Annotated in this window: 14 protein-coding genes; 8 read left to right on the forward strand and 6 right to left on the reverse strand. The window is 33.1% G+C overall.

Features of this window, described 5'->3' with window-relative positions; genetic code table 11:
- Both ACM55H_RS13310 and ACM55H_RS13315 read left to right on the forward strand, forming a co-directional pair.
- Nucleotides 1-1,864 (forward strand): TonB-dependent receptor family protein (locus tag ACM55H_RS13310; protein WP_416836948.1); only part of this gene is annotated, 1,864 nt, incomplete at its 5' end.
- A gap of 361 nt (nt 1,865-2,225) precedes the next feature.
- A complete protein-coding gene (locus tag ACM55H_RS13315; protein ID WP_416836949.1) occupies nt 2,226-4,544 on the forward strand; it encodes a TonB-dependent siderophore receptor in 2,319 nt (772 codons plus the stop codon).
- Between the two features lie 191 nt (nt 4,545-4,735).
- Here the strand turns inward: ACM55H_RS13315 and ACM55H_RS13320 are convergent, their stop codons facing one another.
- Nucleotides 4,736-5,113 (reverse strand): hypothetical protein, encoded by a 378-nt coding sequence (locus tag ACM55H_RS13320; RefSeq protein WP_416836950.1) that lies wholly within the window; start codon nt 5,111-5,113, stop codon nt 4,736-4,738.
- Nucleotides 5,114-5,389: 276 nt separating this feature from the next.
- Nucleotides 5,390-8,023, reverse strand: coding sequence for a valine--tRNA ligase (locus ACM55H_RS13325; protein WP_416836951.1), 2,634 nt, complete (start codon nt 8,021-8,023; stop codon nt 5,390-5,392).
- Nucleotides 8,024-8,240: 217 nt separating this feature from the next.
- On the opposite strand from ACM55H_RS13325, the gene ACM55H_RS13330 reads away from it, so the two are divergent.
- Entirely contained in the window at nt 8,241-8,630 is a 390-nt protein-coding gene (locus ACM55H_RS13330; protein ID WP_416836952.1) for a DUF1573 domain-containing protein, read from the forward strand.
- A 59-nt stretch (nt 8,631-8,689) separates the two neighbouring features.
- Here ACM55H_RS13330 and ACM55H_RS13335 read toward each other — a convergent pair whose 3' ends face one another.
- On the reverse strand, nt 8,690-10,024 hold the full coding sequence (locus ACM55H_RS13335) for a retropepsin-like aspartic protease (protein WP_416836953.1): 1,335 nt from the start codon (nt 10,022-10,024) through the stop codon (nt 8,690-8,692).
- A 126-nt stretch (nt 10,025-10,150) separates the two neighbouring features.
- Between ACM55H_RS13335 and ACM55H_RS13340 the strand changes: the two genes are divergently transcribed.
- The 5 genes from ACM55H_RS13340 to lgt all read left to right on the forward strand — a co-directional run bounded on the left by ACM55H_RS13340 (nt 10,151) and on the right by lgt (nt 15,204).
- Nucleotides 10,151-11,371 carry a pyridoxal phosphate-dependent aminotransferase gene (locus ACM55H_RS13340; RefSeq protein WP_416836954.1) on the forward strand — a complete coding sequence of 407 codons (1,221 nt, stop codon included), beginning with the start codon at nt 10,151-10,153 and terminating at the stop codon, nt 11,369-11,371.
- A gap of 240 nt (nt 11,372-11,611) precedes the next feature.
- Nucleotides 11,612-12,283 (forward strand): GTP cyclohydrolase I FolE, encoded by a 672-nt coding sequence (gene folE / locus ACM55H_RS13345; protein ID WP_416836955.1) that lies wholly within the window; start codon nt 11,612-11,614, stop codon nt 12,281-12,283.
- Nucleotides 12,284-12,407: 124 nt separating this feature from the next.
- Complete coding sequence (cysS, locus tag ACM55H_RS13350) at nt 12,408-13,886, forward strand: cysteine--tRNA ligase (protein ID WP_416836956.1); 1,479 nt, start codon at nt 12,408-12,410, stop codon at nt 13,884-13,886.
- A 72-nt stretch (nt 13,887-13,958) separates the two neighbouring features.
- Nucleotides 13,959-14,207, forward strand: a complete 249-nt coding sequence (gene yidD / locus ACM55H_RS13355; RefSeq protein ID WP_416836957.1) for a membrane protein insertion efficiency factor YidD — start codon at nt 13,959-13,961, stop codon at nt 14,205-14,207.
- 64 nt (nt 14,208-14,271) lie between these two features.
- Nucleotides 14,272-15,204 carry a prolipoprotein diacylglyceryl transferase gene (gene lgt, locus ACM55H_RS13360; RefSeq protein WP_416836958.1) on the forward strand — a complete coding sequence of 311 codons (933 nt, stop codon included), beginning with the start codon at nt 14,272-14,274 and terminating at the stop codon, nt 15,202-15,204.
- A 57-nt stretch (nt 15,205-15,261) separates the two neighbouring features.
- Here lgt and ACM55H_RS13365 read toward each other — a convergent pair whose 3' ends face one another.
- The 3 genes from ACM55H_RS13365 to secDF form a co-directional block, all read right to left on the reverse strand.
- Nucleotides 15,262-17,376: a T9SS type B sorting domain-containing protein gene (locus tag ACM55H_RS13365; protein WP_416836959.1), complete on the reverse strand. Its 2,115-nt coding sequence runs from the start codon at nt 17,374-17,376 to the stop codon at nt 15,262-15,264.
- Between the two features lie 82 nt (nt 17,377-17,458).
- On the reverse strand, nt 17,459-18,073 hold the full coding sequence (locus ACM55H_RS13370) for an acyloxyacyl hydrolase (protein ID WP_416836960.1): 615 nt from the start codon (nt 18,071-18,073) through the stop codon (nt 17,459-17,461).
- 139 nt (nt 18,074-18,212) lie between these two features.
- On the reverse strand, nt 18,213-21,185 hold the full coding sequence (secDF, locus tag ACM55H_RS13375) for a protein translocase subunit SecDF (RefSeq protein WP_416836961.1): 2,973 nt from the start codon (nt 21,183-21,185) through the stop codon (nt 18,213-18,215).
- Nucleotides 21,186-21,377: the final 192 nt, after the last annotated feature.

Consider the following 21,377-nt stretch of genomic DNA (forward strand, 5'->3'; position numbering starts at 1 on the left):
ACGTGGGCTCAATCCATCCCAAAGTATCGAAATGAACACAAGACAAAACGGCTACAACATCAGTGCTGATATTTATGGTTATAATGAATCCTATTATATTCCACCAATGGAAGCCGTCAGTCGTATCGAAATGGTTAGAGGTGCAGCATCGTTGCAATTTGGATCACAGTTTGGTGGTTTAGTCAATTATGTTACTAAAGATGTTCCAAAAAATAAACCTTTTGAATTCACTACTTCACAAACCATAGGAAGTTATGGCTTATATAATTCCTTCAATTCTGTTGGCGGGAATTATAAAAAAATAAGCTACTATGGCTTTTTACAATACCGTAATATGGAAGGATACAGACCCAACAGCCAGCAATCACAAATTTCTGGATTTGGAAAAATACAATACAATCATTCCGACAAATTAAATTTTGGAGTTGAATATTCTTTACTTCGAAATAAAATAAAAATGCCGGGAGGATTAACCGATAGTTTATTCAATGCAAACCCAAAAACATCAACACGAGCAAGAAACTGGCTAAAAAGTCCATGGAATATCATAACGGCTTACGTCAATTATACGCCTTCGGAAAACAGCACTTTGAGCGTTAAGTCGACTTTTTTGTTTAGTAGCCGTTCTTTAGTTTGGAGAAATGAAGACGGTGGTGCAGCAGCTACTGACGACATTGATCTTACTACAAATACTTTTGTTCCCAGAGAAGTGGGAATCGAAAAAATGAATAACAGTACCACCGAAATACGTTTTTCACAAAATTATTCTTTAGGAAATCAAAAATCAACTTTTGCAGGCGGTGTTCGCCAGAGTTATGCTTGGTTTAAGCGTCAAGGTGGTGGAGAAGGAACGACAAATAGCGATTTTGATTTGTCAATTTCAGGAGATTGGGGATATGATTTGGATTTTGGCACCACAAATCTAGCTCCGTTTGTAGAAAACATTTTTAAACTCTCCAAAAACTTTACTGTTACCCCTGGCTTTCGATTTGAATATTTAAGAAGTACAGCCAAAGGACATAAAGAAGTAGAAGGCGACATTCAACTTACAGATGAAGTTAGAAATAGAACTTTTGCATTAGCAGGACTTGGATTGGAGTTAAAACCTGGAAAAAACACCAGTATCTATGCCAATATTAGTCAAGCTTATCGCCCTATAGATTACAGCCAATTAGAACCTTTTGGAATTAGCTCTAAAATTGACCCCAACCTAAAAGATTCAAAAGGATTTAACAGTGATTTAGGCTACAGAGGTACCATTAGAAACTACCTGAATTTTGACATTGGGGGATTTTATATGGCATATAACAAACGTATTGGCGTGACTTTAGCGACGGACCCTATCACTGGGGATTATTATTCTGTTAGAAAAAATATTGCCAACAGTGTACACCAAGGTATCGAAAGTTATATCGAGTTTAATATTCTAAAATACTTCAATTCACAATCTAATTTTGGTTTAAGTATTTTTAATTCCTTTGCCTATGTAGATGCAAAATATACCACAGGAGAATTTAAAGGGAAAAGAGTCGAAGCCGCCGCTAAAACCATAAATCGTGTGGGTTTAATTTTTAGCACTAATAAATTATCGACTACTTTACAGGTTAATTCTGTTGGAGATGCTTATGGAGACGCTTCAAATGCAACGAGCAGCGAAGATCCGGTTGCAGGTTATATTCCAGCTTACACTGTTTTAGACTGGAGTGCTTCCTACAAATTGAAAAATTTCGCAATTAAGTTAGGTGCCAATAATTTAACTGATAAATCATACTTTACCCGTAGAACAGATGAATATCCTGGGCCAGGGATAATCCCTGCGGTAGGAAGAAGTTTTTATTTAGGTTTTACAGCTAAATTTGAATAAATAATATTTATTTTTTCTTTTTTAAAGATAAAAATTCGTGACAAATTTACAGCTATTTTTTTTAGTATTCGTAACGAATAATCGTATAATAAAATTATCAAATCGCAACTTTTCATTAAACACATTTCATTTGGAGATGTGTTTTTTTTTGATAAAAAATATACCCTGAAAGATTAAATCAAAATAGTTTGGATTAATATCTAAATTATTTTTTGATTTTTAATTACTCATAAAAAACTAGTTATCAATAGTTTAAAATCATCTTTATTTTTTATCAATATTTAGTCTAAATAAGTTTTGATAAATCAAAAGCGGGTTATATATTTGCATTGTTATTTTTAATTATTCCAAATAAACAATCATGAAATATATTTTACTTCCTACATTAACCTTATTATTTAGCTTGAATAGCTTTGCGCAAGATATAGCTAGCACAGCGGAAAACACAAATACAACAGAAACATTTGATACCATTTCAGACACTATAAAAAACAAAAAAGGAGGAGTACTTAAAGAAGTTGTTGTTACAGTTAATAAAGAGAAAAAACCTGTATCTGTATTAAGATCAGGTTTAAAACCAATGGATGTACCACAAAGTGTACAGGTTATTGGTTCTGAAATTATTGAGCAACAACAAGCTATTCGTTTAAGTGATGTGATAAAAAATGCTAATGGTGTTTATGTAGGTTCTGCACGTGGTGGAGCTCAAGAGTCATTGTGGTCAAGGGGATATGACATGTCAGCCAACAATATGTTCAAAAATGGGTTTCGTTTTAATGCAGGTTCTATCCCAGAAGTATCTTCTTTAGAAAGAGTAGAGTTTCTAAAAGGAGGTTCAGCATTATTATTTGGAAACGTAACTCCTGGAGGAATCTTGAATTTGGTTACTAAAACCCCACAATTTACCCAAGGGGGTCAATTATCCATGCAAATGGGAAGCTATGCTTTTTACAAACCTGCGATTGATTTTTATGGACCAATAAACAAATCTATAGCCTATAGGTTTAATGCTTCCTACGAAAATTCAGAAAGTTTTAGAGATTTTGTAAAAAATGAGCGTATTTACATTAATCCTTCGGTTTTGTTTAAAATTTCAGACAAGACACAAATTACAGCACAAGGAGATTATTTAAGTGCTGATTGGACTCCTGATTTTGGTACAGGAATCTTTGGAAAAACCATTTTAGATATTCCAAGCAATAAATATTTTGGTGCACTTTGGTCAACAGGAAACACTAAATCATCTAGTGCATCGGTACTATTCAATCACGATTTTAACAGTAACTGGAAATTAGGTTTCAATTCTTCTTTTCAATCGTACCAGAGAACTCAAAAATCTACTGCACAGTTAAACACGATTGATGTTAATGGAAATTGGAAACGTGGTTTAACACAATCTGATGCTGCCGAAAAAATATTTGCAGATCAATTGAGTTTGCAAGGAACTTTCAAGACAGGAAGTATCAAGCACCAAATATTCACAGGAGTTGATTATGAAAATTCTTCCGCACCAAGTTATACTTATGGCTTTTATGCTACCCCAACAGGTACAACTGCTATCACTACCGAAAATACTGCTATAAATCTTTTTAATTACGATTATAGCACACAAAGTCTGAATGTGCCATACCCTACTAGAGCAACGCAACTAGCTACCACAGATACAGAACGTTTTGGTGTATATGCGCAAGATTTAATTTCGGTTAACAATTACATCAAAGTTCTTGCAGGACTGCGTTGGTCATGGCAAGAAAGTGATGTTACAACCTCCAAAGAAGTAATAGGAAAAATTAATGGAGTTGACACTATCACAACTACTCTTGAAAATGCAACTCCTACAACAGGAGTCAAAACTTTAAACAGAGCCTACTCTCCAAAAGCAGGATTGATAATTCAACCTAATAAAGATTTGTCTTTGTTTGCTAGTTACTCGAACTCGTTTACTCCTAATACAGGAACAACAGTAGATTTAAAACCATTAGACCCTTCTATCATAGACCAATATGAGGCTGGTATAAAAAAAGATTTCTGGAAAGGAATATTGAGCACCAATGTAACGGTATATCAAATCCAAAACAGCAATTTTGCTCAAACAGTTCAGTTTGGAGCAGATGGCATTTCGCCAAACGTAAACACCAATTTAAAAGAATTGGTTGGAGGAACAAAAGGAAAAGGAATTGAAGTAGATATTACTGCTAGACCAGTTTTAGGTTTGAACATCAATGCTGGATATAGCTTTAATGAAACCAAAATTTCAAAATCTTCAGGAACAAGCGGAAGCCTTGTAGTAGGAGATCTTTTAGCTAGAACTCCAAAGCATACAGCCAATTTAAGTTTTTTCTACAAATTACCAAGCGGCGCATTGAAAGGACTGACTTTTGGAGCTATCGGAAGTTATATTGGCGACCGTACAGGAGGTTGGAACGACCGTTATGTATGGACAGAAAACAAACCAGTAACTACTCCAAAAACATATACTGTTACTATTGAAGACCGAGATATTCCACTACAAGGTTACACCACCGTTGATGCTTCTGTAGGTTACGATTGGGAAAAAGTATCGATTTTGTGCAAAGTATCTAACATTACTGATGAATTGAACTATACCGTTCACGAAAATTACAGTGTGAACCCAATTGCACCGCGTCAAGTAATGGTAAGCTTAAAATACAAGTTATAGTTTAAAAATTTTAGTTTCATTTTTCTAAAAAATTTTCTGTCTCTTTCATTTTTTTAAAGCGGAAAAAAAAATTTGATTCTGTTTCGTTAAACAGCAACAACTTGCTATAAAAAATCCGTGTTGCCACGGATTTTTTATTTATACCAAAGATCTATTTATTAAAAAAAACAACAGTAAAACTGTAGAATATATTAATTGATTAGAATTCCATTTTCTTCAAGTATTTCAAAAAGGCTAATACTTAGATTTGGGTCGTATTTCTCAATACCACTTTGATACCATTTTTCTATCATATTAATTTGATGTGGAGTATACCCATCCGCTTCAAAAGGTAAGCCAAGTAAACCTGTAACAAGAAAATCTTCCAAAACTTTATCAGTAACAATACGTTGGGGAATTCCATTACTAATATATCCGTTCATTCGCTCATAATCTGATCTTCCGGAAGTAAATCCAGTAACAAAAGCTTCATTGTTTTTTACGCTGTTGAATTGCTGAAATGGATTCAAACCAACTGAATATCCTTTAAGATATTCTTGTCTATAAGCAGGACTAAATATTTTCTTCATTTTCTTATTAATGTAGTAATTGAGAATTCCGTCCCAAACATATTAACAATTTATCAGTAAATACGCAAAAATCGTTTAAAGGAAAAAATACCCTTTAAATCACATTTGCGATGACGTTCGTCGATAAAATATTATCGTGTAACTACCACCTAATTATTGACTTTCTCGGGCGTCTTGTCGTGACAAAAAACAAAATATTTAATTTTTCAAAAAAAAATCCCAATCCTGAAATTTCAGAATTGGGACTTTTGATTTTATAAATTGACTAATTAATCCTTATTTCAATCCAGCTAAACTATGTTCGATAGTTTCAATTTTAGATAAAGCATCTGCTTCTTTTTGTCTTTCATTTGCCAAAACTTTCTCGGGCGCACCAGCAACAAATTTCTCGTTCGCCAGCTTGTTTTGAACTGATTTCAAGAAACCTTGTGTATATACTAACTCCGCATTTAGTTTTGCAATTTCTTCTTCTACATTTATATTTCCTGTAATTGGAATGAAATATTCATTCGATTTTACACGGAAAGACAAAGCGCCATCCACTTTATCAGAAACATATTCTAACGAAGTGATGTTCCCTAATTTAGTGACTACCGAATCAAAATAAGTTGAAACTTTGTCATTATTCACCACTTTCAATTCAATAGTATCTTTGAACGGAATATTCTTGTCTTTACGAATCGTTCTAATTCCAGAAATCACTTCAATTGTATTTTCGAAATCAGCAATTAAACGGGCATTAAAAGACTTCATTTCTGGCCAAGTCGAAACAATCAACGCTTCCTCAGTAGTTCTCTCCGCAAGAATTTGCCAAATCTCCTCTGTCAAGAACGGCATAAACGGATGCAATAATTTCAAGTTATTTTCTAGCATTTCTATCGCTTTCGCAAAAGTCACGCTATCAATTGGCTGTTGGTATGATGGTTTTATCATTTCCAGAAACCAAGAACAGAAATCATCCCAAACCAATTTATAAATTCCCATCAAAGCATCGGAAATCCTGTATTTTTCAAAATTATCTTCAATTTCTAAAAGCGTTTGTTGTAATTTGGCTTCATACCATTCAATCGCTACTTTTGAAGATTCCGGTTGCGGTATTGCATCCGAAACTTCCCAGCCTTTTATTAGTTTGAACGCATTCCAAATTTTATTGGTAAATGCTTTTCCTTGATTACACAATTCTTCATCAAACATAATATCGTTTCCTGCAGAAGCGCTCAAAAGCAACCCTACACGAACCCCATCAGCACCAAATTTTTCGATTAAATCCAAAGGATCAGGAGAATTACCTAATGATTTAGACATTTTGCGTCTTTGTTTGTCACGAACCAAACCAGTCAAATACACATTAGTAAATGGTTTTTTTCCAGTATATTCATAACCTGCAATAATCATTCTCGCTACCCAGAAAAACAAAATATCCGGACCCGTTACTAAATCATTCGTTGGATAATAATATTTAAAATCTTCACTTTCCGGATCCATAATTCCTCCAAAAACGGACATTGGCCATAGCCAAGAAGAAAACCAAGTATCAAGAGCATCAACATCCTGGGTTAAGTCTGAAGTTGTAAGTTGTAAGTTGTTGGTTCTTTCTTTAGCCAAAACTAAAGCTTCTTCGATAGATTCAGCAACTACAAAATCCTCTTTTCCATCGCCATAGAAATAAGCCGGAATTTGTTGTCCCCACCACAATTGACGGGAAATATTCCAATCACGGATATTATTTAACCAATGAGCGTATGTATTATTAAAACGTGCTGGATGCAATTTAATTTCACCATCAACCAAAACAGATTTGATTGCCGGTTTAACCAAATCCTCCATTTTCAAGAACCATTGATCTGATAAACGAGGCTCAATTACTGCTTTGGTTCTTTCAGAAGTCCCTACTTTATTCAAATGAATTTCTGTTTTTGCTAAAGCACCAATCGTTTCTAATTCTTTGGCAATTGCCTCACGAACCACAAAACGGTCTTTTCCTTGATACTGCAATCCAAAACTATTCAAAGTAGCGTCTTCATTGAAAATATCAATAATTTCCAAATTATGCTTCTCCCCTAATGCTTTGTCATTCATATCGTGGGCAGGAGTTACTTTCAAACAACCTGTTCCAAATTCGATATCAACATATTCATCTTCTATAATAGGAATCACTCTTCCGCAAATAGGCACAATTGCTTTTTTGCCTTTCAAATGAGTAAAACGTTCGTCATTTGGATTAATACAAATTGCAGTATCTCCAAAAATAGTTTCCGGACGTGTTGTAGCTATCGTCAGAAAGTCTTCACTTCCTTCGATTTTATATTTTAGGAAATATAATTTCCCTTGTTGTTCTTCATAAATTACTTCCTCGTCAGACAAAGTAGTTTTAGCTTCAGGATCCCAGTTTACCATTCGGTATCCTCTATAAATCAAACCTTTGTTGTATAAATCTACAAAAGAACGAATTACAGATGCTGACATATCAGGATCCATAGTAAACTTAGTGCGTTCCCAATCACAAGAAGCACCTAATTTTTTCAATTGGTCCAGAATTACACCGCCATATTTGTCAGTCCATTCCCAAGCATGCGCCAAAAATTCTTCGCGTGTCAAATCGTTTTTATTGATTCCTTCTGCTTTTAATTTTGCAACAACTTTAGCTTCGGTAGCAATGGAAGCATGATCCGTTCCCGGAACCCAACAAGCGTTGAAACCTTTAAGACGCGCTCTCCTAATTAATACATCTTGAATGGTATTATTCAGCATATGTCCCATATGCAAAACCCCGGTAACATTAGGCGGTGGAATTACTATAGTATATGGCGTTCTATGGTCTGGCTCCGAGTGAAAATAATTATTCTTCATCCAGTAGTCATACCACTTATTCTCAATAGTTTTGGCGTCGAATTGTGCAGGAATTGTCATTTTATTGTGGATTCGTTTAATCGTTAAATTCGATTGTTTGTTTGTTCAGTTAAACAAATAACCAAATCAACAAATAACCTTTTAAAATTTGGTCTGATATTTGTAATTCTAATTGGGACAAAAGTAAATAATTAAGTACACTATAAAAAGAGAAATAAATATTTGTGCATTAATTAAAAGAAAGTACATTTACTTAACCGAATCAAAAAAAATTAAAATGAAAAAAATAATAACTTTAATAGCAATTGTATTTGCAAGCAGTGTAGGTTTTGCCCAATCTGGTGCTAAAATTGAATTTGCAGCTAAAGATAATACTATTGATTATGGTAGAATTTCCAAATCAAGCGATAATGGCATAAGAGCTTTTGAATTTACTAATACCGGAAATGCTCCATTAGTGATCACTTCGGTACAGTCGACTGCAAGCAGTACCATTTTATCGCAACCAAAAACAGCTATACAGCCCGGAAAAACAGGAAAAATTGAAGTAAAATACAATATGGCTCCAGGTCCTATCCGCAAAACAATTACTGTAGAATCTAACGCAGTGAATTACGAAGAAGGAAGGGTTGCTTTAAAAATTAAAGGAGAAGTAATACCTAATTAAGGTATTTTTAGATAAACTCAAAGCGCTTTTTGATACTCAATTTCAAGAAGCGTTTTTTTTTATAAAATATTTTGAAGCTGAAACCTAAATTTAAGAATTTTGCCATTTCGCTCAATTTCTAATACAATCCATTTTTCTTCTTCAGATTTAAAAAGAGAATTAATTTCCTGTAAAGAATATTTGTATCCAAAATTTTTATTTATTGAAACAATTACGTCTCCTTTTTGTAAACCACTATTTTCTGCAGGTGAATTTTTTCTAACATTAGCAATTTCATAAACTGGTTTTAAATTGAATTTATATTTAAAATCGCTGGTTTTCTTATCTGTTTTTGATGTAAAAGGATCATCCAAAACTACTGTAGGAACCGTCTGGAGGGCTACCGTTTCCTGCACCCATTGCAAACCATGATGCTGAATCTCAACACCACTTTTGTTATAATTAAAAGGAGAGTAATATTCTTTATTTTTCTTTAAATACAAAAATCCATTAGTATAGTCAAAAACAACTGCGAATCTTCTTAAAATTTCACCTCCCACAGAGCCAACTCTACCAGGAACCATTTTAACATTTCGCACTGAACTGGAATCTGGGAAAGCAACAATAGGATTATTAAATTCAAATTTCGACATTGTAAATTTTGAAATTTTTGCTCTTCTCCCTTCTACATCGCCGCTAAATCCTTTGCCCAAATAATCTTCAAAATTTTTAACAGGAACTTTTATCAATTTAGAGCGACTTTCAAAGAGCCAAAGTGCATCACTATTGCCAATATCTATTAATAATTTAGCAGGAAACGCAACAGAATCAATACTTATAGTATTTATGATGTATGGTTTTAGTTTTTCAATTGTAATAGCAACTTTCTCAAATTTTCTCTCTATTTTCTTTCTGTTTTTTTCAATGTCACTATGAACAATTATTCTTCTTTTTTCATAATCAATTTCTACCAAATTGTTTCTAAAAAACTGATATCCAATAATTCCGTTTACTGGAATTCCCACATGAGAAGACAAATTAAATTCCTGATCCAAAACAATGTATAACAAATGATTACTCGATTTCAATCCCCCTGCCTCTAAGACATTATTAGTCGATTTTAACCCTTCGATGGCATCTTCGCTTCCTAGACCGCGCAAAGTTATTTTTTCGACATTAGAAAATTCGATTTCTTTTTTATCTTCCAAACTAAACAAAATGGTTTCTTCAACACCAGAATCCAATAAAAAATTTAGCTCTACACCGTTGACCTTAATAGGAATGAAAATTAAATTATTAATAAATTTGAAAGGAATAGTCACTTTATCGACCTTTTTACTAAACTGAAAACCATCTTGTGCTAAAATAGTCAAGGTACTGAAAAGGAGAAAAAATAAAATAATTACCTTTTTCATTAAGAATTGTTTGTATAAAGTTACTAAAAATACAACATAATAGTGCGTTTTTGATACCAAATAGACTTATTAATTACAGTAAGTTTGAAAAAAAAATTGCAAATTTGCATTTCAATAATTTTAAACATGCCAAATATATCTAACAGAGGCAAACAAATGCCCGAATCACCAATACGAAAATTGGCTCCTTTTGCTGAAATGGCTAAAAAAAAGGGTCATAAAGTATACCATTTGAATATAGGTCAACCCGATATAAAAAGTCCAGAAGTCGCCATTAAAGCAATTAAAAATATTGATTTAAGTATTATTGAATACGGTCCTTCTGCTGGTTATGAAAGTTATAGAAAAAAATTAGCACAATTTTATACCAATCAGGATGTAAAAGTTTCTTTTGAAGACATCATGATAACTACTGGTGGGTCTGAGGCACTTTTATTTGCTTTAGGAAGTATTATGGATCAGGGAGATGAAATCATTATTCCAGAACCATTTTATGCTAATTACAGTGCTTTTTCGGCAGAATCCGGCGCTACAGTAGTTCCAGTAAATTCTGTTTTTGAAAGTGGTTTTACATTGCCTCCAATTGAAGAATTTGAAAAACTAATTACTCCAAAGACCAAAGCAATTTTAATTTGCAATCCAAGCAACCCTACCGGTTATTTGTATTCCGAATCAGAAATTTTGCAATTGGGTAAACTAGCTAAACAATACGATTTGTTCTTGATTGCTGATGAAGTATACCGAGAATTTATATATGATGAAGACATTCATTATTCTGTAATGAATCTTGAAGGACTGGAACAAAATGTCATCATGATCGATTCTGTATCTAAACGCTACAGCATGTGTGGAGCTCGAATTGGATGTATGGTTACAAAAAATAAAGAGGTAATTTCAGCAGCGATGAAATTTGCACAAGCACGTCTGTGCCCTCCAACAATTGAACAGATAGCTTGCGAAGCAGCCATCGATACTCCTCAAAGTTATTTTGATGAAGTAATTACAGAATATAAAGAACGTAGAGATACCTTAATTTCCGAATTAAATAAAATCGAAGGTGTAATCGTTACCAAACCTAAAGCTGCTTTTTATTGTATTGCACAACTTCCTGTTGACAATACAGATGATTTTGCACAATGGCTTTTAGAAAGCTATGATTTGAATGGTGAAACTGTTATGGTTGCTCCTGCTGCCGGTTTTTATTCGACTCCAGGAATGGGATTAAACCAAGTGCGTATTGCTTATGTTCTTAAAAAAGAAGATTTAATTAGCGCCGTTCGCATTCTAAAAGAAGCAATTCCAGTTTATAATTCAACTCGATTGAAAAAATTAATTGAAGTAGAATAATTACAAATCAAAAAAACATCTTTGTTATCGTATTGATAACCAAAAGATTTCAAATACTTTACAAAAGGCAGTAACCAAAAAGTTATTGCCTTTGTTTTTTTGAAGCAATTAGAAAATCCTACTTTGTCGATTATGGCTATAAAGTCATCATTAAATAGTATAAACGATAGAAATTCTTTAGTTTTTATTAATTATCTTTACCGCTTAAATTTACATACCCAATATAATAGTACCTTTTTGATGATAAATAACGAAGAATTTCAAGACGAGATAGGAAACAATCACATTAGTACCAGTGCAAAAAATCCATTAAGAGAAGATGCATTTGCTATTTCAGATGAAGAAAAAATAGAAAAAATTAAAAAAGACGTTGAAAATATTCTGATTACCCTTGGAATGGATTTGACGGATGACAGCATGAAAGGGACTCCAAATCGTGTTGCTAAAATGTTTGTAAAAGAAATCTTTGGAGGATTGAATCCTACTAAAAAGCCAAAAGCATCTACTTTTGACAACAATTACAAATACGGTGAAATGTTAGTCGAAAAAAACATTACTCTTTACTCTACTTGTGAACATCATTTATTACCCATTATAGGAAGAGCTCATGTGGCTTATATTTCTAATGGAAGAGTTATTGGGCTTTCTAAAATGAATAGAATTGTAGAATATTATTCCAAAAGACCGCAGGTACAAGAACGTTTGACAATGCAAATCGTTCAAGAATTACAAATGGCATTAGGTACTGAAGATGTAGCTTGTGTAATTGACGCTAAACACCTTTGCGTGAATTCAAGAGGAATCAGCGATATTGAAAGTAGCACAGTAACCTCAGAATTTGGAGGAAAATTTAAAGATGTTCAAACTAAGAGAGAGTTTTTGGATTATATTAAATTAGAGACAAAGTTCTAAAATACAAATAATTCTATTTAACCGATAAAGCCCTAGCCCTGATGGAAGCGGCATCCTTTTTATGGCTTTTTTAGCCATAAAAAGATATAGCGAACAGCGGGAAAAAGCTCCAAAAAAAATACAAATGCCATTATATAAAAGTCAAACTCTAAAAATATACAATTCTCTTTCGGGAGAAAAAGAAACATTTACACCTATTCATGAAGGCAATGTTGGAATGTATGTTTGCGGACCCACGGTTTACAGCAATGTACATCTGGGTAATGTGAGAACATTCATGTCTTTTGATGTCATATTTAGGTATTTTTTGCATTTGGATTATAAAGTTCGTTACGTTCGTAATATTACTGATGTAGGTCATATTGTGGATGATGTAGATGAAGGTGAGGATAAAATTGCTAAAAAAGCACGTTTGGAGCAATTGGAACCGATGGAAGTAGTACAGCGTTACACAGTTGATTTCCATGATATTTTGAATGCCTTTAACTTTTTGCCACCAAGTATTGAACCAACGGCAACAGGTCATATCATTGAACAAATCGAAATTATCAAGACTATTATTGACAAAGGAATTGGCTATGAAGCCAATGGATCTGTTTATTTTGATGTGGTAAAATTCAATGAAACCAACCATTATGGCAGATTAAGTGGTCGAAATATTGAAGACATGCTTGCTAACACCAGAGATCTTGACGGCCAAAGCGACAAAAGAAATCCGCAAGATTTTGCGCTTTGGAAAAAAGCTGAACCACAACATATTATGCGTTGGCCTTCGCCTTGGAGCGATGGTTTCCCAGGATGGCACCTTGAATGTACCGCTATGAGCACTAAATACTTAGGCAATCATTTTGATATTCACGGAGGTGGAATGGACTTAAAATTCCCACATCATGAATGTGAAATTGCTCAAAATGAAGCTTGTACCGGGCAAACTCCTGTAAATTATTGGATGCATGCCAATATGCTGACGCTAAACGGCAAAAAAATGGCTAAATCTACCGGGAATAATATTTTACCAAGAGAAATATTGACCGGAGAAAATACTATTTTAAGTAAAGCTTTTTCGGCATCAGTAGCGCGTTTCTTTATGCTTCAAGCCCATTATAGAAGTATTCTTGATTTCTCAGATGATGCTATTGTTGCAGCTGAAAAAGGATACAAGAGACTAATGGAGGCGATAGATGCTTCAAAAGATTTAAACGCCAGTCCAAACTCTACAATCGACATTGCTGCTTGGAAACAGTCCTGTTATGATGCTATGAATGATGATTTTAACACCCCTATTCTAATTGCACAATTATTTGAAGGCGTTCGTTTTATCAATTTATTAAAAGAAGGAAAAGAAACTCTAACTACCGAAGACTTAAAAACATTCACAGCTGCTATTAATGGTTTTGTATTTGATGTTCTAGGATTAGAGGATGAGAAAATTTCTGATAGTAATAATGATAAATTAGAAGGCACGGTAAATATGTTGATTGAAATGCGAAAACAAGCCAGAGACAATAAAAATTTCGCTTTATCTGACCAGATTCGGGACCAATTGATTGCTTTAGGTATTCAATTGAAAGATGGAAAAGAAGGAACTACATTTAGCATTTAAAAAACAGGTTCCAGAGTACAGATTAAAAAATTGATATTGAATGTTGAAGTTTTAAATCCGAAAACCAGAATCATGCTTTCAAGAATCCTAATTTTTCCATTTGTAGTTCTTGTTCGGTTTTATCAAACCGCAATATCTCCCTATACCCCTTCAGCCTGTAGATTTGAACCTACCTGTTCTTCTTATATGATTGGGGCACTACAAACACACGGATTACTTTATGGAGGTTTTTTAGGTATCAAAAGAATTTTAAGCTGCCATCCTTGGGGGAAAAGTGGTTACGATCCTGTTCCTGAAAAAAAATGCAATCATAAACATTAACTTTATATAAGTACTATTTTTACTTTAAATATATATTTTTACAATTCATAAAAAACAATATTAAATGACACACGCTTTGAACATAGTTTGGAATCCATCAGAAGGAATTGATTTAGGCTTTTTTGTAATACGCTATTATAGCCTGATGTTTGTAGTTGCTTTTGGATTAGGCTGGTACATCATGAAAAATATTTTTGAACGTGAAGGCGAATCCATAGAAAAATTGGATTCTCTTTTTATATGGACTGTTCTTGCAACATTGATTGGAGCGCGATTAGGTCATGTTTTATTTTATGATTGGGAATATTTTCGCAATCATTTACTGGAAATATTCTTACCATTTCGATTTTCCCCTAAATTTGAATTCACCGGTTTTCAGGGTTTAGCGAGTCACGGAGCTGCAATATCAATCATAATTGCTATGTATTTTTACAGCAAAAACATATTAAAAAGACCTCAATTGTGGATTTTAGATAGAGTAGTAGTCCCTGTTGCGAGTGGAGCAATATTTGTGAGACTAGGAAATTTTTTCAATTCGGAAATTGTAGGAAAAGAAACTACATCAGTATTTGGAATACGTTTTCTACGCGATAAATTTAGTCCTGCTGACGCAGTAAATGCAACTCAAATACCAAATCCAAAAGCTGCTTACCACGCTATAGCTACAGACCCAAAATTTTCAGCGTTGTTAGAACAAGTTCCCGCAAAGCATCCTACACAATTATATGAAGCGTTTTGTTATATTTTTGTATTTGCCATATTATTTTTCATGTATTGGAAAACAGAAGCAAGACTTAAATCCGGTTATTTATTTGGAATGTTTCTAGTGCTGCTATTTACAGTACGTATTGTTGTAGAATCTGTAAAAGAGAGTCAAGGCGGTTTTGAAAATGAACTGGGTTTACTTTCAACAGGACAATGGCTAAGCATTCCTTTTATCCTAATAGGATTGTATTTTGTTTTTACAGCCGAAAAGCCTGTTAAAGTAGAACATTAAGCCTTAAACAATATCACTAAAACAAAAAAGCTTCCAATATTTGGAAGCTTTTTTGTTTTATCTTTTTAAAGAAAAATGAGATTTAAATTTTTTAAGCACATCTTGTTCTGTGTATTCGACAGTAAACCAGTAATCATTCGCAGGCATTGGTTGTCCAATATAAGTTCCGTCCCAACCTAAACCATTTGGTCTTAATTCCTTCAAAAGTTTACCATAGCGATCAAATATTAGAATTTTAGAATTGGATTGATCTGCTAAGCTAAAAATATTCCAAGTGTCGTTATAGTTATCATTATTAGGAGTGAAAAATTTAGGATAATCAATTACCAAAACATTATTTCTTGTTATTGGAGGACTACAACCATTTTTATCTTGAACAGTAATGGAATGCGTACCTAAAGAAACATATTCAAAAATAGGACTTTCTTGAAATGGTCCGTCATCCAATTGATACAAATAGTCGCCAGCTACAGTAGCATTAATCGTAACAATTTGATTTTTGGAAAACGCCTCTGTAACTGTCCAATCTACATTAACAAGAGTGGATTGATTAACGGTCACATTTATCGTTTTTGAAGTCGCACATTGATTCGGATTTGGAGTAAATACATAAGCTCCACTTGTAGTATTATTAATGACTGATGGCACCCAGGTTCCTGTAATTCCATTTGGCGATATATTTTTCAAAATAGGAACTGCATTACCGGAACAAATTGACAAATCAGTAAAACTGGGCTGAATTAAAGGATTTACAACTACAGATAAAGTTTGAGTTGTGGCACATTCCGTTGTATTTGGCGTAAAAACATAACTTCCGCTTGTAGTATTACTAATTGTTGCTGGTGACCAAGTCCCACTTATTCCATTTGGAGAAGTGGAAGCTAAGGACGGCGCGGTAGATCCTGAGCAGAATGAAGGAATCGCTACAAAATTTGGTGTCGTTTTTGGTATTACAACTACGTTCAAAGTTTGAGTTGTTGCACATTGATTCGCGTTGGGTGTAAATACATAAGTACCATTAGCTACATTATTAATATTTACCGGAGACCAAGTTCCAATTATCCCATTGGGTGATGTATTGGTTAAAAGTGGAGCTGTAGAACCAAAACAAAAAGGAGGAATATTTGCGAAATTAGGTGTTACAACAGGCACAATATTTATTGTGACAGTAGATAGCGTCAATGAAGTACATTGGCCAGCATTAGGGGTAAAACTATAAGTAACCGGACCCAAAACTGCTGTATTAACTGAAGCTGGACTCCAAGTACCAGAAATAGCCGTTGTATTATTTGAATTTAAAGGCAAAATTGGCGGTGTTGCATTCTGACAAACAGTAGTTGGAATTCCAGTGAAGGTTGGTGTAGCTAATGGTGTAACCGTTACATTCAAAGTTTGTGTTGTAGCACAAGGAAATAATACAGGATCTGGTGTAAACACATAATTACCACTTGTTGTGTTACTGACAATAGCTGGAGACCAAGTACCTGTTATATTATTAGGAGATATAGGACCTAAGGTAGGAGCTACAGTTCCTGAACAAAAAGGAGCAATCGCGGTAAAATTTGGAGTTACAATACTGGCTGGAGAACATATTGTAGTGCAACTTTCTGTTTGGGAAGTCACACAAGGTTTTGCACCAATTGCCGTAAGAGTGAATACTACTGTTTGCTTTTCATTCAACCCTGCTACTGTAAAGTTAGAAGGAGCATTATGTGTACCTGTAATAGGTAATCCACCATCTATTGTATAACTATAGGTAAAACTAGATTGTCCTGTATTTGCAAAGTCAAATTTAATAGAATTTGGTGTTACTGTTTGGCAGTATAAATCTAATTGTTGATTGACGTATACATATATTGGAGTTCTAGGAGTACTTTCAACTCCACTTACTAACTGCGTTACATAATAAGTAATCGGACTACCTCCAGTTGCAGCTGTAGCTGTCGAAGGAGTTGGAGCAGTGATTGAAAATGCCCCTCCTGTAACTGCTGTATACCATCTTAAAGTCCCTCCTCCAGAAGGTACTGCAGATAAAGGAGTTGCAGTTTCATTCAAACAATAATACAGATATTGCGGATTTGGAGTTGGAGGTGGAGTTTGACCAAAAATACTGGAACCAAGAAACAAATCAGCAAAACAAACAAAGACTAATAAAATTATACCCTTTTTCACTGTTCAAATTTTTAAAATAGATTGGATTAAGGTAAATATATTAAAAATAAAGTTTTATTGAAATTAATTGTAAAAAAAAAGTTCATAAATTATAGAAAATACCAAATTCAATATTAGTAGTATTAAAACCCAAGTTTGGACTGTTTAAGCCTGCATTGGAAACATGGCGAAAACTAGGCCTAATTTCAAAAATAAATTTGTTAATTTCTAAATCAATACCTACAGCTAAAGTATTTGATAAAGCAAATCCTTTAGCCAAACGTTCGGTTTCTGCATTAGATATCAATGGACCAGTGCTTCCTAAAATAAAAATACTAAGTGTATTAGAAATTGGCTTTCTTATCAGAATACCTAAATTTAAAATGTATTGATTGACATTATTCGTTTTGGAATAATATTCCCGTTTCATTATATAATCAGGATCATCAGAAGTAATAAAAAAAGGATTAATAAGTTTATGTTCTCCAAAATTAATCTCTGGCTCAACTACTAATTCCCATGTATATCTTTTAGTTTTTTTAATTACACAACCAATATGTATTTTATAAAACTGATTATCAAAAGTGTAGTTCTTATTTTTAAATTCATGTCCAAAACCATACAAAAACCCCATCACTAAATCATTCTTATTTTTTTGAGAAAAAGAAGCATGAAATAAAAAAAACAATAACAGTGTGAAAAGTATTTTTCTACCCATAATCAATTCATTTAAAAGAGATTAAATTAAATACCAATACTAAAATTAACTATTATAATTGAATAAATACTAATATTTATCACAAAAAAAAGATCCAACTTTCGTTGGATCTTTTCCTTAACTATGATTAAAATAAATCTTAAACTTCTGAATGTTGCTTTTCGATTAATTTTTTATCTTCTCTTGAAATCGTATCTACCAATACTGGTGTAGCGATAAACAATGATGAATATGTTCCTACAATAATACCTACTAGCATTGCAAAGATGAATCCTCTGATTGATTCACCACCAAAAACAAACATGATTAATAATACACCAATCATTGTTAATGACGTATTGATTGTTCTGGACATTGTTGAATTAATTGATTTGTTTACAATTTCTCCAAAATTACCTTTAGTTTTTCCGTCTAAGAATTCACGAACTCTGTCAAATACAATAACGGTATCATTCATAGAATACCCAATAACAGTAAGAATCGCAGCAATAAAATGTTGGTCGATTTCCATACCGAAAGGCATAAATTTATAACACAAAGAATAAATTCCTAATACGAAGATAACATCATGCGCTACAGCAGCAATCGCTCCTAAACCATATTGCCATTTTCTAAAACTAATAAACAAATATAAAAATACAATTAACATTGCTCCAAGAACAGCCCAATATGCATTCGTTTTAATATCTTCTGCTACAGTTGGCCCAACTTTTGAAGCTAGCATAATACCTGATTTTTTACCCTCGTATGCATTTACAAATTTATCATACGTTAAACCTGTAGAGAAATGTTGTTTTAAATTATTATACAATAACTTATTTACTTCTTGATCAGCTTGAGTTCCGTGTTCTTCTACTTTATATTTAGTAGTAATTTTTAATTGGTTATCATTACCAAATATTTTTACTTCAGCACTTCCTTCAAATACTTTGGCTAATTCCGCTTTTACTATTTCAGCACTAACTGGTTTTTCAAAACGCACCTGAAAAGTTCTACCCCCTACAAAATCTACACCTTGATCTAAACCATTTGTAAATAAAGAAACAAAACTAACAATAACTACAATTGAAGAAAAAGCATAAGTCCATTTTTTTACACCTAAGAAATCAAAATGAAAGTTAGTAAAGAAGTTTTTAGAAAAATTAGTTACAAATGACAAATCATTTTTACCAGCGATATTCTTGTCTATAAAAATTCTTGCAATAAAGATTGAAGTAAATAATGAAGTTATAATACCGATAAGTAACGTTGTTGCGAAACCTTTGATTGGTCCTGAACCAAAAATAAACAATACTGTACCAATTAAAATATGCGTAACGTTTGCATCTACAATAGAACGCATAGCACCTTTCCAACTGTAAGAAGCAATTACCGCTTCACCCAATGTTTTTCCTGCTCGTAATTCTTCTTTTGCTCTTTCATAGATGATGATATTCGCATCAACTGCAGTACCCATCGTTAAAACGATACCGGCAATACCTGGTAATGTCAATACAGCACCTAAACTTGCTAAAATACCGAATAAGAATAATAAGTTAACTGCCAATGCAATATTTGCATACCAACCTGCTTTCCCATAATAAACAATCATCCAAAGTGATACTAAAAGTAATCCTACAAGTGCAGAAGTTGTTCCATTATCAATTGCTTCTTGACCTAAGGATGGTCCTACTACCTCTGATTGAACTATATCTGCTGCAGCTGGTAATTTACCTGCTCTTAAAACATTTGCTAAATCTTTAGTTTGAGTTACATCAAAAGTTCCTGAAATTTCAGATCTACCTCCAGCAATTGGACCACTAGAAACTCCTGGCGCAGAATATACAATATCATCCAAAACAATAGCGATATTGCTTTTTTGTGTATAAGCTCTACCTGTCAGTTCTTCCCAAACTTTTGCTCCTTGGTTATTCATTTGCATAGAAACAGCTGGTTTTCCTGATTGATCAAAAGTATCTTTTGCATCAGTAACTACACCACCTGCCATTGCAGGAATATTATCTCTATTTCCTTTTAAAGCATATAATTCTACCGCATCAACATCTTTCCCTTTTGCATCTTTAATAGCTGAAGGAATACCCCAAACAAATTTAGCATAACGTTGATCTCCTGTCAATAGAACTCTGATGTCTGCTCTTTTTAAATATCCATTTACAACAGCAGTATCTTTTGGTGAGAAAAGACCTAAAACTGGTCCACCACCTTGACCTATCATTTTATCCAATAAAGGATTATTTCCTTTTTTAGTTGCTGCCGAATCTTTTCCATCTGTTAACAAAGCACTCAAAGAATCTTTCGCAACAGTTTTAACCTCAACTTTATTAATTTCAGTTTTTTTCAATGACTCATTTGCAGCCATTAAAAAATTACCAATTTCATCAATTTTATACGTTTCCCAAAACTCTAATTGAGCAGTACTTTGTAATAATTTTTTTATTCTGTCAACATCTTTAGCACCAGGAAGTTCAACTAGAATTCTTCCAGATTCTCCTAATTTTTGAATATTCGGTTGTGTTACACCAAATTTATCGATACGCTTTCTTAATACACCGAAAGCACTTTCTACAGATTCATCAACTTTTCTTTTGATTACTTTTTGAACTTGCGCATCAGTCATCTGAAAATCTACTCCACCTTCACCTTGCAAACTTCTGTTTGCAAAAATATCAGGAGAAGCTAATTTTACAGTTCCTTTTGAATTTGCTTCAAAAGCATCAAAGAACTTGTCTAAATACGATTTATTTCCTTGTAAATCTGCAGTAGCATCAGCCAAAGATTTATTGAAAACTGGATTTTTAGAATTGTTGGATAATCCTTTCAATATATCTTTAACAGAGATTTGAAGTATTACATTAATACCTCCTTCTAAGTCAAGACCTTTATTAATTTGCTTATCACTTACTTCATTAAAAGTAAAATCAGTAAATCCAAGATTAAATACTTTTTCTTTACCGATAGAATCTAAATATTTAACTTCTTTCTCAGTATTCCCATTAGCAAAAGATTTTGCATCGTTTTTTACTTTACTTGCGACAAAAGTGAAAGAAAGTTGGTAAATACTTACCAATGCAAATAGAATTGCGAAAAATTTAATAAGTCCTTTATTCTGCATTATTACTAAAAATTAATTATTTTTTATTTATTTATTTTTGCTTTAAACCTTATAGAGTAAGACTTGCCATCAATTTTTGAAACCAAAAAAGAATATCAGGAATTACATCAATTTTTTTAAACCGAGCAAATATATAATTAACGTTAAGATTAACCAATTTATTTATTGATTAATCTCAAAAAAAAGACTGCT

This window comes from Flavobacterium cryoconiti (assembly GCF_048158645.1).
Classification (GTDB): domain Bacteria; phylum Bacteroidota; class Bacteroidia; order Flavobacteriales; family Flavobacteriaceae; genus Flavobacterium; species Flavobacterium cryoconiti.